The sequence below is a fragment of the Flavobacterium sp. KACC 22763 genome (assembly GCF_028736155.1).
GTDB lineage: Bacteria > Bacteroidota > Bacteroidia > Flavobacteriales > Flavobacteriaceae > Flavobacterium.
This window is the reverse complement of sequence record NZ_CP117879.1, coordinates 593,350-609,802: the sequence shown is the minus strand read 5'-3', so window position 1 is coordinate 609,802 and position 16,453 is coordinate 593,350. Positions and strand designations below refer to the sequence as shown.

Sequence of the window (16,453 nt, the reverse complement as noted above, 5' to 3'; positions counted from 1 at the left end):
TTCAATACTAAAAAGCATCAAAACAATTTTCTAAAAATAGCTCATTTTTTAAAACTCCGAAAACGTTTTATCTAATTTACAATGTTTTCAGTCTAAAATACAAGCACTACAACGTGAGAGTTTGACATTTTGTTGAAAAATTAAATGACGCTTAAATCTGACTTTAGACTGTTGATGACTTATTATAAATTAATCCTAATATCAGCCACAGGTTCTAACCTTTTTTATAAATTTGACAAAAATTTAATCAGTTGAAGAAATCACTCTTTTTCATATTTATTTGTCTGTCTTTTTTAAGCGTTCAATTCACTTTCGCACAAGCAAAAAAACCTGCACAATCTCCGAAAACTATTGTCATCGAGAATGCTGACTTTTCTGATGTAGATCAGGTTAATGTACCTGATGCACTTTTACTTACTGGAAATGTAAAAGTAAACCACGATGGAGTTGTATTAACTTGCAATAAGGCCTATTTTTTTCAAAAAGAAAATTATCTAAAAGCATTCGGAAATGTACAATTAGTACAAGGAGACACTTTATTTCTGAATAGTAAATATGCTGAATATAGCGGTAATGCAAAAAAAGCTTTTGCTACAGGAAATGCCGTTTTAACTTCGCCAGATGCTACTTTGCAGACTGATACTATTAATTTTGACAGAAATGTTCAAGAAGCATTTTACAACACCAAAGGTACTATCATAAACAAAGACAATACATTGGTGAGTAAATCTGGAAGATATTTTGTAAAAGAAAAGAAATTCCAGTTTTTGACTGAAGTTACGATTACGAATCCGAAATATGTGATTAAATCGAACCATTTAGATTATTACAGCAATTCTGGTCACACCTATCTTCTTGGCCCATCCACTATTACGAGTAAAGCCAATTACATTTATACCGAAAAAGGTTTTTATGACACTAAGAAAAACTTAGCCCATTTTCTACGAAAATCATACATTAAATATGACGATAGGCGCATAGAAGGCGATAGTTTATTTTATAATCGAAATACCGAATTTGCTTCGGCAACCCGAAATGTAAAAATCACCGATTCTATCAATAAAGGAATTGTAAAAGGCCATTATGCAGAGCTTTATAAGCTGAAAGACTCAATGTTTGTAACTAAAAGAGCGGTTGCCATTAATCTTGTTGAAAATGATTCAGTCTACATTCACGGACAAAAATTAATGGTTACAGGAAAAGAAGGAGAAAGAATTTTGAGAGCATATAAAAATGTTCGTTTCTACAAAACAGACATGAGCGGTAAATGTGACTCAATACATTCTGATTCTAAAATTGCCTTAACAAAATTGATTGGAAATCCGATTCTTTGGAATGGCGACAACCAGATCACAGGAGATGTAATGCATTTGATTGGCGATAATAAAACAAGGAAAATTGACTCTTTAAAAGTGCTCAACAATACTTTCGTCATATCCAAGGACACGCTCGGAACAGGATTTAATCAAGTCAAGGGGCTCAATTTGTTTGGGAAATTCCGAGATGGAAAACTTCATGATGTTGATGTTATCAAAAACACCGAAGTAATTTATTATATGCGGAACGATGCCCATGAACTAATCGGAATCAATAAAAATGTTAGCAGTAAAATCAATATGATATTGGAAAATAATGCTATTGAAACGATTACGTTCTTCAATAAAGTCGACGGAGATATTTTTCCTGAAGATGAACTTCCCGAAAATGCTCGTAAACTAAGAGGTATGAATTGGCGTGGCGATGAAAGAATAAAATCGAAAGATGATATTTTTACCGCAGAAGAAAACGAAGAGAATAACAAACTGATTAAACAAGGAAAAGACGAAGAGGAAAAAGGTAAAAACGTTCCCTTAAAAGTCAGGAAAGAAACCTTAAATTACGATAAAAAGAATCCTACTGCTAAGACAGACACAAAAGCTAAAAGCAAATAGTTTTCAGTCGCGGTCACAGTTTACAATGCTTTGCGATTGTTTAAACCACAAAGTTAACTTAAGCGTAAAGTCAAAAACCTTAGAACCTCAGTACCTTTGCTACTTTGAACCTCAAAAAGTTTTCAGTCGCGGTCACAGTTTACAGTTAAAAACATAAAAGCTCAGAGTCTTAATATCTCAGCAATTTAGAAGCTAAAAGAAATGAATCCAGATTTTATAAAATACCAAGCGCAAACCTCTCCTTACCCACTCGGAATGGAAGTTTCGCATGCCATTGGTTCTTACATATACGATACAAACGATAAAAAATATTTAGATTTTGTTGCCGGAGTTTCGGCTTGTACTTTAGGACATCAGCATCCGAGAGTCAATCAAGCTATAAAAGATCAACTGGATAAATATTCGCACGTAATGGTTTACGGCGAATATTCTCAAAGTCCAGCTGTTCAATACTGCAAAATGATGGCTTCTCTGCTTCCAGAATCTTTAAACAAAACCTATTTGGTTAATTCTGGTACAGAAGCGATTGAAGGTTCATTAAAATTAGCCAAGCGTGTTACGGGACGCAGCCAGCTTATTTCATGTCACAATGCTTATCACGGAAACACTATGGGTTCTATGAGCGTTATGGGATTTGAAGAACGCAAACAAGCTTTTAGACCCCTACTTCCAGATGTTGATTTTATCACTTTCAACAACGAAGAAGATTTACAGAAGATAACCACTCGAACAGCCGCTATTCTTTTAGAAACCATTCAAGGTGGTGCAGGATTTATTCAGCCTGAAAATAACTTTTTGCAAAAAGTTCGTGAACGTTGCGATGAGGTTGGAGCTTTAATGATAGTTGATGAAATCCAACCAGGTTTTGGAAGAACGGGAAAACTTTTTGGTTTCCAAAATTATGATGTTGTTCCCGATATTGTGGTTATGGGCAAAGGAATGGGCGGCGGAATGCCAGTTGGAGCATTTACTGCCTCTGCTGAAAAAATGGATCTTTTAACAGAAAACCCAAAATTAGGACATATCACCACTTTTGGAGGTCACCCTGTCATTGCGTCAGCTTGTTTAGCTACTTTGCAAGAATTAACTGAAACAAATTTAATGGCAGAAACGCTAGAGAAGGAAAAACTCTTCAGATCACTTTTGGTACATCCTTTGATTACAGAAGTTAGAGGAAAAGGATTAATGCTTGCCGCCATGACAGAATCGGCAGATATTACCAACGAAGTCATTTTAACTTGTCAAGACAGAGGACTTATTTTATTCTGGCTTTTATTTGAAGGATGCGCAATCAGAATTACACCTCCTTTGATTATTTCTGAAGATGAAATTAGAGAAGGTTGTGCGATTATTTTAGACGTGATGGACGAAATAATGAAGAAGAACAATAACTAAATTATAAAATTATTTGAGCACTATTTTTAGTAAAACTGACAGAAATTAATGCTCAATTCCTATTTCAAAAAAGTCTTCTTATATAAATAAAAAAATGACAAAACCGAAGCTAATCCCTTAATAATAAAGGAGATTTCTTCCCAAAATAGAATAAAAAACGCCATATATTGTTAATTAAATTGTTCAAAACAATTAATTTCCTATCCTTACAGCGATTATATGGTTGCCTAAATTTATAACAGGCTAATTTCAAAAATACGAAGTATGCAATTAAGCAACGAAGAAGAAGATTATAACCTATCCCTATCCAAATTTGAGTCGATGTTAAAAACTAACAAAGTACTCTTTTTTGATTCTGAAGAATTCGAAGAAATAATTCTTCATTATTTAGACATAGGTAAGGCTAATTTAGCAAAAAAGGCCTTAAAACTTGCATTAGACCAGCATCCAAAATCTACAGGCTTAAAATTAGTACAAGTAGAAATGCTAGTTTATGATGACAAACTCGAGATCGCTGAAAAGCTTTTGAATGAGTTATACGCAATTGAACCTAACAACGAGGAAATCTACATCCAGAAAGCCAATATCTGTTCCAAAAGAGATCAGCACGAAAAAGCAGTTGAACTGTTAAAAATCGCGCTTCAATACACTGATGATTATGCAGATGTGTACAATTTAATTGGTATGGAATATCTTTTTATGGATAATCTCGAGCTGGCAAAGGAGAGTTTTATCAAATGTCTTGAAGAAGACTTAGAAGATCAATCTGCTCTCTATAACGTAGTATATTGTTTTGAATTTTTAGATCAAAACCAAGAAGCTATTGTATATCTTAACGAATATATCGACAGAAATCCGTACAGTGAAATTGCGTGGCATCAGCTTGGACGTCTACATTATGGCGTAAAAGAGTATGAAAATGCCATTCGCGCATTTGATTATGCAACGCTAATTGATGATGAATTTTTAGGAGCTTTCATGGAAAAAGCAAAAGCGTATGAGCGCCTTAAAAAGTACAATGAAGCAATTGAAAGTTATAACAGAACCATCGAATTGGACGATGCGACTTCGTACGCCCTTCTTCGAATTGGAAAATGTTATGAAAAACTTGGAAATTTAGCCAAGGCAATCCAATATTATAACCAAACTGTTCATGAAGATCCGCTTTTAGACAAAGGCTGGATTGCCATAACAGATTTTCACCTTCGCCAGAAAAACTATCAGAAAGCATTATTCTTTGTCAATAAAGCACTGGCAATCGATAATCAGAATCGTTTGTACTGGAAAAGATATGCTACAATCAACAAACAGATGAATTTCTTTGAAGAAGCCGAATTTGGTTTTAGAAAAGCGGTTGAGTTTGGAGATTATGCATTAGACACTTGGTTATTCTGGGTTGACATTCTTCAATTTTTAGGAGAATTTGAAACAGCTATCCAAACTTTATTACAGGCTACAGAATATTTCCCTGAAGAAAATGAAATCGAATATCGTTTGGCTGGATTATATTTTATGATTCAAGACAACACAAAAGCTAAATTTCACTTAAGCAATGGTTTACGCCTTAACTTTGACAACTATATTCTAATCGAAGATTTGTTTCCTGTGGTTTGGGCAAAAAAAACAGTAAAAAATTATATAGAAAAACATCGTAAATAAGAATGGTTGATATTTTATTAAGAAGACGTTTTGGATTATTAGGACGCAACATAAGCTACTCTTTTTCAAAAGGTTATTTTACAGAAAAATTTAATAATGAAGTTTTTGCTGGCAACAGCTATGAGAATTTTGACATTTCTGAGATTAATTACTTCACAGAATTAATTAAAAATAATCCTGATTTAAAGGGATTAAATGTTACCATTCCGTACAAAGAACAAGTTATTCCTTTCTTAGATAAATTATCAAAAAAAGCCGCTCTAATTGGCGCTGTCAATACAATTAAATTTACTAAAAGCGGTAAACTAAAAGGCTACAACACAGATTATTACGGATTTAAGAAGTCTTTAAAACCATTATTAGAGCCTCATCATAAAAAAGCCCTTATTTTAGGAACAGGAGGCGCTTCTAAAGGTGTTGCTTTTGCTTTGGACGAATTGGATATTCCGTACACTTTTGTTTCTAGAGAAGCAAAGGAAAACATTATTGATTATGATTTGATTAATGCAACAACTTTTGATAATTTTCAAATTATAATTAATTGCACACCAGTTGGAACGAGTCCGAATATTGAAGCTTGTCCAAATTTACCTTATGAATTCTTTACAGAAAAACATATCGCATACGATTTAATCTATAATCCTGCAGAAACCACTTTCTTGCGAAAAGCGAAAGAAAAAGGTGCTGTTATTAAAAACGGACATGATATGCTTATTTTTCAAGCCGAAAAAGCTTGGAAAATCTGGAACAAATAAAAAATTAAAATGTTAAAGTAATTTTCGTAAATTAGTCTACTCATTTGCAGACATTTATGAAAAAACAACTACTTTACTTTAGCATTTTTTTTCTTATTACATTTCTTGCAACAGCACAAGATGAAGATATAGACAGAAGCAATAGTCCCTTTGCTGAACCTCGATATCATTATTTTCTACAGACTATTCTACTGTACAATGAATACTTAGATACTAAAAATGGCTCGTATAATACTACAAATTTGCGTGTTTTACAACCAATTGGCAATAAAGCCTGGAATCTGAGATTTGATTTGCCTTTAATTTCAACCAATTCCAATTCTATCAATCAAACCGGACTTGGTGATGTTGGTGCTGGACTTAGTTTTATCCCTTATTTTAAAAAAAACAGCGGTATTGGTCTTAGAACCCGTGTTATCTCAAATTCTGCTGCAGACCCAAGTTTTGGTACAGGAAAATGGGTAGTAATTCCAGCTGGTATCTTTGCAAAATACTTCAATAAAAAGAAATTTTTATGGCTTGCGACCGTTGAACATTCCCAGAGTTTTGCAGGATCAAGCAATCGAAGCGATGTAAGCGTGACATTGCTAGAAAACAACTTATTATGGTTTTTTGGTAAAAATTGGATTGCTACCGATGTAGGTTTTAGATATAATTATGTTTTGGATGGTTTTCAGAATAATGCTTTTATGGAATTTGGACGAAAAATCACTCCAACAAATTTATTTTATGTACACCCTAGCGTGGCTTTTGGCGGAGAAAAATCATATAATTTTGGAATGGAAGTAGGACTGTTGGTTTTGTTTTGATTTAAAACTAACTATTGATTCGGCTTCACTTTTTACGATTATTTTCTTTTTTCATTGAAAAATCGCAAAAAATATTATTTCTATCTTATCAATTAAAATGACAAAAATTAATATATCATACTGCTAAATTGAATTAATCAATAAGAATTTCACCGTAAATTAGCGTATAAACAAAGGATTTATTTTGTATTTAGAAACACCTTTACTATCTTTCGCACTGTTTAGAATAAAAACCTTATACATTTTAAGATGTTAGAAGAAAAGAATGATAACCTGCATGAAGCAGACGGAAAAACTGGAATCGAAGTAAATGATTCTATAGCAAATGATGCAATTGAAACCTCAGATTCTGAAACTCTGACCGAAAATTTGGTTCCAGAAACTGAAAATAAATTAGCTAATCAAGGTGATGCTCATCAAGAAGCATTAGATGTTATTACCAATTCGAACGCTGCTGAAAGCGAAGACGAAACGCTAAAGGAGCGTCACGACATTCCTATGCAGGATTATAATACATTCTCTCTAGATGCTCTTGTTGATGAACTTAAAAAACTGGTGAATATAGACAAGGTAATGTCTGTAAAAGATCATATCGAAGAAATCAAAAAAGCTTTTCTGTTACAATATCACCATCTTATAGAGGAGAAAAAAGAAGAATTTTTAGCTTCTAATCCGGATCCTAGCGAAGAGTTTGAATATCATCTGCCTCTAAAATCAAAATTCGACGAATATTATAATGTTTTTAGAGAGAAAAGAAATGCTCATTTTAAACATTTACAGACTAATTTAAAAACCAATTTAGATAATCGTCTGGCTATTGTTGAAGAATTAAAGGAACTAATTAATCCACAGGAAAATATAAAGGACACTCTTAAGCATTTTAATGAATTAAGAGAAAGATGGAAAAATGCAGGAGCTATTCCGAAAGACAAATACAACCACGTTTGGAATAATTACCATTTCCATGTAGAAAATTTCTACGATTATCTTCATTTAGACCGTGAGGCTAGAGATTTAGATTTTAAACATAACTTAGAATTAAAACAAAAAATTATAGCTCGCGTCGAAGAATTGGTAAACGATGCTGATGTAAGTAAATCTTTCCGTGAATTACAGGATTTACATAGAATCTGGAAAGAAGAAATCGGACCTGTTTCTAAAGAGCACCGTGACGCGATCTGGAATCAATTTAGTGAATTGACTAAGAAAATACACGATAAGAGAGAACTTTTATTTGAGAGCCAAAGAGCAAATGAGCAAAAAAATCTTGAAGCCAAAAAAGAAATTATTGCCAAAATTGAAGCTCTTGGAAGCGAAAAAGTAAACTCTCATTCACAATGGCTTGTTCAGATTCAAAAAGTAGAAGACCTAAGAAATGAGTTTTTTGCTGCTGGAAAAGTTCCTTCTGAAGTTAATGAAGAAACTTGGGCTACTTTCAAAACTGCGGTTAGAAATTTCAATGCTTTCAAAAATTCGTTTTATAAAGACATTAAAAAAGATCAAAACGATAATTTAAATAAGAAACTGGCTCTTGTTGCAAAAGCTAAAGAATTACAGGAAAGCACAGATTTTCAAGCTACAACTCCTGTGATGAAACAAATCCAGGAAGAATGGAAACAAATTGGCCACGTTCCCAAAAAATATTCAGACAAAATCTGGAAAGAATTTAAGGATGCCTGCAACCATTATTTTGACAAATTAAAAGAACACAAGTCTGAAGAAAACAGTGAAGAGGTAGCTGCTTTTGACAATAAAAAAGCTTACTTAGATGTTTTAAGAGCTTTCCAATTAACTGGAGATCATAAAACAGATTTAGATGCAATTAAAGCTCATATTGAAACTTGGAAAGGATTCGGAAAAGTTCCTTTTTCTAGAAGACATATTGAAGGGAAATTCAATAAAATCTTAGATGCTCTTTTCGAAAAACTAAGCTTAAGCAAAAAAGAATCTGAAATGATGCGTTTTGCCAATCGTCTTGATTCTTTGTCTGACAGTAATGACACACGTAAATTAGACAATGAAAAGATCTTTATTATGCGTAAAATTGAAGAAGTTCAAAATGAAATTTTCCAGTTAGAAAACAACATTCAGTTCTTCACGAATACAAAAAATGCTAAAAAAGAGAATTCAATTGTTACAGAAGTACGCAAAAACATTGCTATTCACAAAGAAAGCCTTGATGTATGGAAAGATAAATTGAAGCAACTTCGAAACTTGGGACAAGAATAGATACTAGAAATTCCAATTTTTTAAATTCCAAATTCCAATTAACAATGCTTAATTGGAATTTGGATTTTTTTTTTTACACTTTAAAAGATGCGACGAATAATCATGGCATCTTTTTTTACCCACAAAGCCCGCAAAGCTTTTTTTGATTAGATTGTATTAACAAACGCAAGTTTCACGAAGCTTTACTTAAAAACTTTGCGAACTTTGCGTATCCCGATATCCATCAGTATTGTGTGCTTTGCGGTTAAACATCAGCATAACGAAAATACTAAAACTTAACAATCTCATTAAATTTCATAAAATTATTCTGCAAAATATTGATTATATTTGAGTTACCACTATTAAATAGCACTCAAACAAATAACATTTAATACTAATTTTTAAATAAGGAAAATATGAAATTTACAAGAAAAGCACACGCCAACTGGAAAGGAACCGGTATGGAAGGAAAAGGAACAATCAGCACACAAAGCACAACTTTAGATAATGCACAATTGTCTTTTAAAACAAGATTTGCTGACGGTGTGGGCACAAATCCAGAAGAATTGGTTGCTGCGGCTCATTCTGGCTGTTTTACGATGCAATTAAGCTTTTTGCTTAACGAAGCTGGTTTTACCGCCGATGATTTAACTACAGAAGCTACAGTAACTTTTGAAGACGGTTCAATCACTTTAATCCATTTAGACTTAAAAGGTAAAGTTCCTTCAATTTCTGCTGAACAATTTGCTGCAACAGCTGCCAAAGCAAAAGAAATCTGTCCGATTTCAAAACTGCTAAACACAACAATTACTTTATCTGCTGAGTTATTAAGCTAGAAAAATTAGACATAAAAAAAACCATTCACCGCGGTGTGAATGGTTTTTTTATTTATAAGAATCTCTAATTACATTTTTGCTTTTAAAGCTTTTGCTTCTGCAGTCATTTCAAGAGCATTGTAAACTCCTAATAATGTTTTAGAAACATCCTCGTTTTTAGGATCTAATTCATTTGCTTTTTTAAGGTAAGGAATTACCCCTTTGAAAACTGATTCTCTTTGCGCTTTTAAAACATCGTAACGTTTCATATCTTTAGCAGAAGTTCCCAATTTATTCATTTCATCAATAATTGGCTTTTCAGCTTCTAATTTTAAAGCAGCAAGATTTAAGTAAGCATTTGTGTAATCAGGGTTGATTTCGATTGCTCTTAAGTAATATTTTTCTGCGTCAGCAGTATTTTTAGCTCCAGCACTAATTACTCCTAAATTAAATACTAAATCAGCATTTTTAGGATCTTTCTCTAAAGCCTCATTAACTAATTTTTTGTACATATCGAAGTCTTTAGTCTCTAGATACAAATTAGCTTCTGTCAAAATTAAAGAAGTATCATCTGGATTTGCTTTTCTAGCGTCAGCAATTGCTTTTTTAGCATCTTCTGTACGTCCTTTTTGCACTAAGATTAATGCTAAGTTTTTGTAGATTTCACCTCTTTTAGAAGGAATAGCTTCAGTTTTAGGTTTTTCGTGAGTTCCTAATTTAACAGCTAAATCTCTTTCTTTAGCATTAGCAAAGTTATCTTCGTTTCCGTTAGCTTTGTTTGCAGCTAAGTACAAAGTTCCTTTTCCTGAATAGTTTAATTTTTTCAACTCTTCATACATTGGCAAAGCAAGGTCATAATCTTGTGAATTTACAGCTGTAGAAGCCGCATAATACAAGTTGATAGTATCCTTTTTGTCCAATTCATATGCTTGGTACAATTTCTTTGCACCATCAACATGTTTGTTTGCCTGTGTATCAGCAATTGCAGAATTGATCAATAATCCTTTAATATTAGTAATTGATGCAGCTGCTTGTGTTGAATATTTTTGCTTTCCAGAAGTTTTTTCAACATCAATTAATTTTTTGTAGCTATCTGCTGCTGCTAACAAGTTTTTACCTTCCTCAACTTTTTTGTTTGCAAGTTCAAGAAAAGCATTTCCTTGAACGAAATAATATTGAGCCTGCTCAGTATCTTTAGCATTTACAATTAAATTCTCTGCATCTTTTAATTGAGCAAGAGCACCTTGCGCATCTCCACCCTTTAATGCTTTTTCAGCATTTTTAATTTGATCTTTTTGAGCAAACGTAGCTACAGAGATCAGTAATGCTGATGCAAGTATTACATATTTACTTTTCATAATGATATTTGTTTGTATTTAATTTTTTGTTTTTACTTATTCTTCAGACTCTTCATCTTCTCCTTCAGCATCGTCTTCCTCTTCTACTTCATCATCAGAGTCTTCGTCCTCTTCTACAGATCCGTCATCTTCAAGAACTTCTAGATCTGGCTTAACTCTTTCAATTGCAGTTTCGATAACATTACCGTCTTCATCAACAATAACTTCTTCAGCATCGTCTTTCATTACCGTAGTTACAGCAGCGATAGAATCTTTACCTTTAAGGTTAATCAATCTAACACCTTGAGTAGCACGTCCCATAACACGTAAATCCTCGATCGCCATTCTGATGGTTAATCCAGATTTGTTGATAATCATTAAATCATCTGCATCTGTTACCGCATTAATAGAAATCAGTTTACCTGTTTTCTCCGTGATGTTAAGCGTTTTAACCCCTTTACCTCCACGGTTTGTAATTCTATAAACATCTTCTCCATCTTCGTCAACCAATTTAGTACGTTTTCCGTATCCATTTTCAGTTACAACTAAGATTTGAGATTCAGTAATATCATTTTTATCCACTGTAACCATTCCGATTACTTCATCAGTTTCATCTTTCAGCGTAATTCCACGAACTCCAGAAGCTGTTCTTCCCATCGGACGTGTTTTAGTTTCTTCAAAACGAACTAATTTACCAGATTTAACCGCTAAGATAATTTGGCTCTCTCCGTTTGTTAACTGAGCACCAAGTAACTCATCTCCTTCTTTAATTGTAATAGCCGCAACTCCATTTGCTCTTGGTTTAGAATATTTCTCTAAAGAAGTTTTCTTCACCTGACCTTGTTTTGTCACCATTACAAGATTATGCGTATTGATATAATCTTTGTCTTTTAAATCTTGTGTACAAATGAAAGCTTTTACTTTATCATCGCTTTCAATGTTTACTAAGTTCTGAATTGCTCTACCTTTTGCGGTTTTGCTTCCTTCTGGGATTTCATAAACACGCATCCAGAAACATTTTCCTTTTTGGGTAAAGAACATCATATATTGGTGGTTTGTCGCCACGAACATGTGCTCTAAGAAATCTTGATCTCTTGTACCAGCGCTCTTCTGTCCAACTCCACCTCTGTTTTGAGTTTTGTACTCAGATAAGTTTGTACGTTTGATATAACCTGCGTGCGAAATAGTAATTACTACATTCTCGTCAGCAATTAAATCTTCAATACTTACATCTCCTCCAGAATACTCAATTTGAGAACGACGGTCATCACCATATTTATCACGGATTTCTGTAAGCTCTTCTTTGATTAAATCGATTCTTAAATTTACATCTGCAAGTAAAGCTTTCAAATGCTCAATTAACTTCATCAACTCATCAAACTCAGCTCTTAATTTATCTTGCTCCAGACCTGTTAACTGACGTAAACGCATCTCAACAATTGCACGAGCCTGAATATCTGACAATTTAAATCTTTCGATTAATTTTTCTCTCGCTTCGTCCGTATTTTTAGACCCTCTAATTAACGCAATTACTTCATCGATATTATCAGAAGCAATGATTAATCCTTCTAAAATATGTGCTCTTTCTTCAGCCTTACGTAATTCAAACTGTGTTCTTCTAACTACTACATCATGACGGTGCTCAATAAAGTAATGAATCATATCTTTTAGATTCAATAATTGAGGACGTCCTTTTACTAATGCAATGTTATTTACACTAAAAGAAGATTGTAATTGAGTGTATTTGTATAAAGTATTTAAAACTACGTTTGGCGTAGCATCACGTTTTAAGATATAAACGATACGCATACCGCTTCTATCCGACTCGTCACGGATATTGGCAATACCTTCGATTTTTTTCTCGTTAACTAAATCAGCCGTACGTTTAATCATTTCGGCTTTGTTAACTTGATATGGAATCTCAGTAACGATGATACATTCTCTTCCGTCAACTTCTTCAAAACCAACTTTAGCACGCATTACAATACGCCCTCTACCCGTTTTAAAAGCTTCGCGAACACCTTCATAACCATAAATAATACCTCCAGTAGGGAAATCTGGAGCTTTAATATGAGTCATTAACTCATCTACTTCAATATCGTTATTATCAAGATACGCCAAAGTACCATTGATAACTTCAGTTAAATTGTGTGGCGGCATATTAGTTGCCATACCAACTGCAATACCAGTTGCTCCATTTACTAATAAAGTAGGAACTCTTGTTGGCATTACTTTTGGCTCATATATGGTATCGTCAAAGTTCAATTGAAAATCAACTGTTTCTTTTTCGATATCTGCCATAATCTCTTCAGAAATTTTGCGCATTCTGGCCTCAGTATAACGCATTGCTGCAGGACTGTCTCCATCGACAGAACCAAAATTACCTTGTCCGTCAACTAATAAATAACGCATACTCCATTCCTGCGCCATACGCACCATTGCGTCATAAACAGAGGTATCACCGTGCGGGTGATACTTACCCAGAACCTCCCCTACAATTCTCGCAGACTTTTTGTGGGCAGATCTTGATGTTACACCTAAATCATACATTCCGTAAAGAACTCTTCGATGCACTGGTTTCAAGCCATCTCTAACATCAGGAAGTGCTCTCGATACAATTACTGACATCGAATAATCGATGTAAGCTGACTTCATTTCATCCTCTATGTTAATAGGAATTAACTTTTCTCCTTCAGACATAAGTTGTTATATTAAATAATTATATTAGTTTTCAAAGCGTGCCAAGATACGTTTTTTTAAAATTTTTTCAGCTATTTCCTTACACTTATTTAAATGATTTATTAACAACTTTATTTTTGGTTTTAGTTAATAAATTAAACGTTTTTTAACGCTTTTATTGTCTATTTTTTCGTCTATTAGCTGACAGGAGATTTCGAAGGGTACGGTTTTTGTTTTTAAAACTGTAATTCACTAAATTTACAATACCAATTATATATTATGGATGATAATTTTTCACCAAGAGTAAAAGATGTTATTACGTACAGTAAGGAGGAAGCTCTACGTCTAGGGCACGACTTTATTGGTACAGAACATCTTATGCTAGGTATTTTAAGAGATGGTAACGGAAAAGCTATTCATATACTTAATAACCTAGCTGTCGATTTAGATCATTTACGCAGAAAAGTAGAAATACTGAGCCCTGCCAACCTGAGCGTTGAAGTAAATGCAGAAAAGAAAAACCTTCATCTTACCCGACAGGCCGAAAGAGCCCTGAAGACCACTTTTCTTGAAGCAAAAGTATTTCAAAGTTCATCGATTAGCACGGCACATTTGCTGTTATGTATCTTGAGAAACGAAAACGATCCAACAACCAAGCTGCTGAATAAACTAAAAATAGATTATGACGTAGCTAAAGAACAGTACTTAAATATGACTCCAAACGAAGAAGAATTCTTAGAAAACTTGCCAAGAAACGAATCGTACAATGACGATTCAGGACAAGATGACAGTCTAAAAGAAAGCAGCTTTAATAATCCCGCCAATAAGTCAAACAAAAAATCAAAAACTCCTGTTTTAGATAATTTTGGGAGAGATTTAACAGAAATGGCTGAAGAGGGAAAATTAGACCCTGTTGTAGGACGAGAAAAAGAAATTGAGCGTGTATCGCAAATTTTAAGCCGTAGAAAAAAGAACAATCCACTTCTTATTGGAGAACCTGGAGTTGGTAAATCTGCTATTGCAGAAGGACTTGCTCTACGCATCATCCAAAAGAAAGTGTCCCGTATTCTTTTCCATAAACGTGTTGTTACTCTTGATCTTGCAAGCTTAGTTGCGGGAACTAAATACAGAGGACAATTTGAAGAAAGAATGAAAGCCGTAATGAACGAGCTTGAGAAAAACGATGATATTATTCTTTTCATTGATGAGATCCATACTATTGTGGGAGCTGGTGGAGCAACAGGTTCGCTTGATGCTTCAAACATGTTCAAACCTGCATTAGCTAGAGGTGAAATCCAATGTATTGGCGCTACTACTCTTGACGAGTACAGACAATATATTGAAAAAGATGGCGCTTTAGAAAGACGTTTCCAGAAAGTAATCGTTGAACCAACTTCTGTTGAAGAAACGATTGCGATTTTGAACAACGTAAAAGACAAATACGAAGATCACCACAACGTAACATATACTCCAGAAGCTATTGAGGCCTGCGTTAAGCTAACAAACAGATATATGTCTGAGCGTTTCTTACCAGACAAAGCAATCGATGCAATGGACGAAGCTGGTTCTCGCGTACACATTACTAACATTGATGTTCCGAAACAAATTTTGGATCTAGAACGTCAGTTGGAAGAAGTTCGCGAAATGAAAAATATGGTTGTTAAAAAACAAAAATATGAAGAAGCAGCCAAACTTCGCGATGATGAAAAACGTATCGAAAAAGATCTTGCTTTAGCGCAAGAACAATGGGAAGAGGATTCTAAAAACAACCGAATTGAAGTTACAGAAGATAATGTAGCCGATGTTGTTTCTATGATGACAGGAATCCCTGTAAACAGAATTGCACAAACAGAAAGCAACAAATTGGCTCAATTACCTGAATTGATTCAGAATAAAGTAATCGGTCAAAATGAAGCAGTTCTTAAAATTGCTCGTTCTATTCAACGTAACAGAGCTGGACTTAAAGATCCGAACAAACCAATTGGTTCATTCATTTTCTTAGGTCAGACTGGGGTTGGTAAAACGCAATTGGCTAAAGTTTTAGCAAAAGAATTATTTGATTCTGAAGATGCTTTAGTTCGTATTGATATGAGCGAGTACATGGAGAAATTTGCTATTTCTCGTTTAGTTGGAGCGCCTCCAGGATATGTTGGTTACGAAGAAGGTGGTCAATTGACTGAGAAAGTTCGCAGAAAACCTTACTGTGTGGTTCTTTTAGATGAGATCGAAAAAGCGCATCCAGATGTATTCAACATGATGCTTCAAGTTTTAGATGACGGATATTTGACAGATAGTTTAGGTCGTAAAATTGACTTCAAAAATACTATCATTATCATGACCTCTAACGTTGGTGCACGTCAGTTGAAAGATTTCGGACAAGGTGTTGGATTCGGAACTGCCGCAAGAACAGCGCAAGCCGATGAAAATTCGAAAAGCATCATCGAAAATGCATTGAAGAAAACTTTTGCTCCTGAGTTCTTAAACAGAATTGATGACGTAATTGTATTTAACGCATTAGAAAAAGCTGATATTGATTTGATTATCGAAATCGAATTGAAAAAACTATATTCTCGTATTGCAGAGTTAGGCTACAAATTAAGCTTAACAGACAAAGCAAAAGCGTTTATTGCCGAAAAAGGTTTTGACAAACAGTTTGGAGCTAGACCGCTAAAAAGAGCAATTCAGAAATATGTTGAAGATTTGTTAGCCGAAGAAATCATCACTTCAAAAATTCATTCTGGCGATGAAATCATGATGGACTTAAAAGATGATTCACAAGAATTATCAGTAGAAATTCATAAAGCCGAAGAGCCGACGAATCAATAAATTAGTCAAAATTTATAACATTCATAATATGCCCGTTAC

The 16,453-nt window shown here is 33.9% G+C and carries 10 protein-coding genes; 8 read left to right on the top strand and 2 right to left on the bottom strand.

From position 1 onward, the window contains the following. Window positions 1-251: 251 nt before the first annotated feature. The 7 genes from PQ463_RS02695 (at window position 252) to PQ463_RS02665 (ending at window position 9,593) form a co-directional block, all read left to right on the top strand. The gene (locus PQ463_RS02695; protein ID WP_274256197.1) at window positions 252-1,931 is read left to right on the top strand and encodes an OstA-like protein; all 1,680 of its coding nucleotides are present in this window, start codon (window positions 252-254) and stop codon (window positions 1,929-1,931) included. A gap of 201 nt (window positions 1,932-2,132) precedes the next feature. Then, a complete protein-coding gene (locus PQ463_RS02690) occupies window positions 2,133-3,326 on the top strand; it encodes an aspartate aminotransferase family protein (RefSeq protein ID WP_274256196.1) in 1,194 nt (397 codons plus the stop codon). A 264-nt stretch (window positions 3,327-3,590) separates the two neighbouring features. Next, window positions 3,591-4,985, top strand: a complete 1,395-nt coding sequence (locus PQ463_RS02685) for a tetratricopeptide repeat protein (RefSeq protein WP_111378468.1) — start codon at window positions 3,591-3,593, stop codon at window positions 4,983-4,985. Between the two features lie 2 nt (window positions 4,986-4,987). Beyond that, window positions 4,988-5,740: a shikimate dehydrogenase family protein gene (locus tag PQ463_RS02680; RefSeq protein WP_111378469.1), complete on the top strand. Its 753-nt coding sequence runs from the start codon at window positions 4,988-4,990 to the stop codon at window positions 5,738-5,740. A gap of 56 nt (window positions 5,741-5,796) precedes the next feature. After that, window positions 5,797-6,549: a lipid A phosphoethanolamine transferase gene (locus PQ463_RS02675; RefSeq protein WP_274256195.1), complete on the top strand. Its 753-nt coding sequence runs from the start codon at window positions 5,797-5,799 to the stop codon at window positions 6,547-6,549. 249 nt (window positions 6,550-6,798) lie between these two features. Continuing rightward, window positions 6,799-8,778, top strand: coding sequence for a DUF349 domain-containing protein (locus PQ463_RS02670; protein ID WP_274256193.1), 1,980 nt, complete (start codon window positions 6,799-6,801; stop codon window positions 8,776-8,778). 395 nt (window positions 8,779-9,173) lie between these two features. Continuing rightward, a complete protein-coding gene (locus PQ463_RS02665) occupies window positions 9,174-9,593 on the top strand; it encodes an OsmC family protein (protein ID WP_274256192.1) in 420 nt (139 codons plus the stop codon). 68 nt (window positions 9,594-9,661) lie between these two features. Here PQ463_RS02665 and PQ463_RS02660 read toward each other — a convergent pair whose 3' ends face one another. Next, entirely contained in the window at window positions 9,662-10,930 is a 1,269-nt protein-coding gene (locus PQ463_RS02660) for a tetratricopeptide repeat protein (RefSeq protein WP_274256191.1), read from the bottom strand. 36 nt (window positions 10,931-10,966) lie between these two features. Continuing rightward, a complete protein-coding gene (gyrA, locus tag PQ463_RS02655) occupies window positions 10,967-13,609 on the bottom strand; it encodes a DNA gyrase subunit A (RefSeq protein ID WP_274256190.1) in 2,643 nt (880 codons plus the stop codon). Between the two features lie 258 nt (window positions 13,610-13,867). Here gyrA and PQ463_RS02650 point away from each other — a divergent pair, with 258 nt between their 5' ends. Further along, entirely contained in the window at window positions 13,868-16,414 is a 2,547-nt protein-coding gene (locus tag PQ463_RS02650; RefSeq protein ID WP_119789945.1) for an ATP-dependent Clp protease ATP-binding subunit, read from the top strand. Window positions 16,415-16,453 lie beyond the last annotated feature (39 nt).

Coding starts and splice junctions, on each gene's coding strand:
- PQ463_RS02670 (WP_274256193.1), top strand. CDS start 6,799: ATGTTAGAAGAAAAGAATGATAACCTGCATGAAGCAGACGGAAAAACT.
- PQ463_RS02665 (WP_274256192.1), top strand. CDS start 9,174: ATGAAATTTACAAGAAAAGCACACGCCAACTGGAAAGGAACCGGTATG.
- PQ463_RS02685 (WP_111378468.1), top strand. CDS start 3,591: ATGCAATTAAGCAACGAAGAAGAAGATTATAACCTATCCCTATCCAAA.
- gyrA (WP_274256190.1), bottom strand. CDS start 13,609: ATGTCTGAAGGAGAAAAGTTAATTCCTATTAACATAGAGGATGAAATG.
- PQ463_RS02660 (WP_274256191.1), bottom strand. CDS start 10,930: ATGAAAAGTAAATATGTAATACTTGCATCAGCATTACTGATCTCTGTA.
- PQ463_RS02675 (WP_274256195.1), top strand. CDS start 5,797: ATGAAAAAACAACTACTTTACTTTAGCATTTTTTTTCTTATTACATTT.
- PQ463_RS02680 (WP_111378469.1), top strand. CDS start 4,988: ATGGTTGATATTTTATTAAGAAGACGTTTTGGATTATTAGGACGCAAC.
- PQ463_RS02690 (WP_274256196.1), top strand. CDS start 2,133: ATGAATCCAGATTTTATAAAATACCAAGCGCAAACCTCTCCTTACCCA.
- PQ463_RS02650 (WP_119789945.1), top strand. CDS start 13,868: ATGGATGATAATTTTTCACCAAGAGTAAAAGATGTTATTACGTACAGT.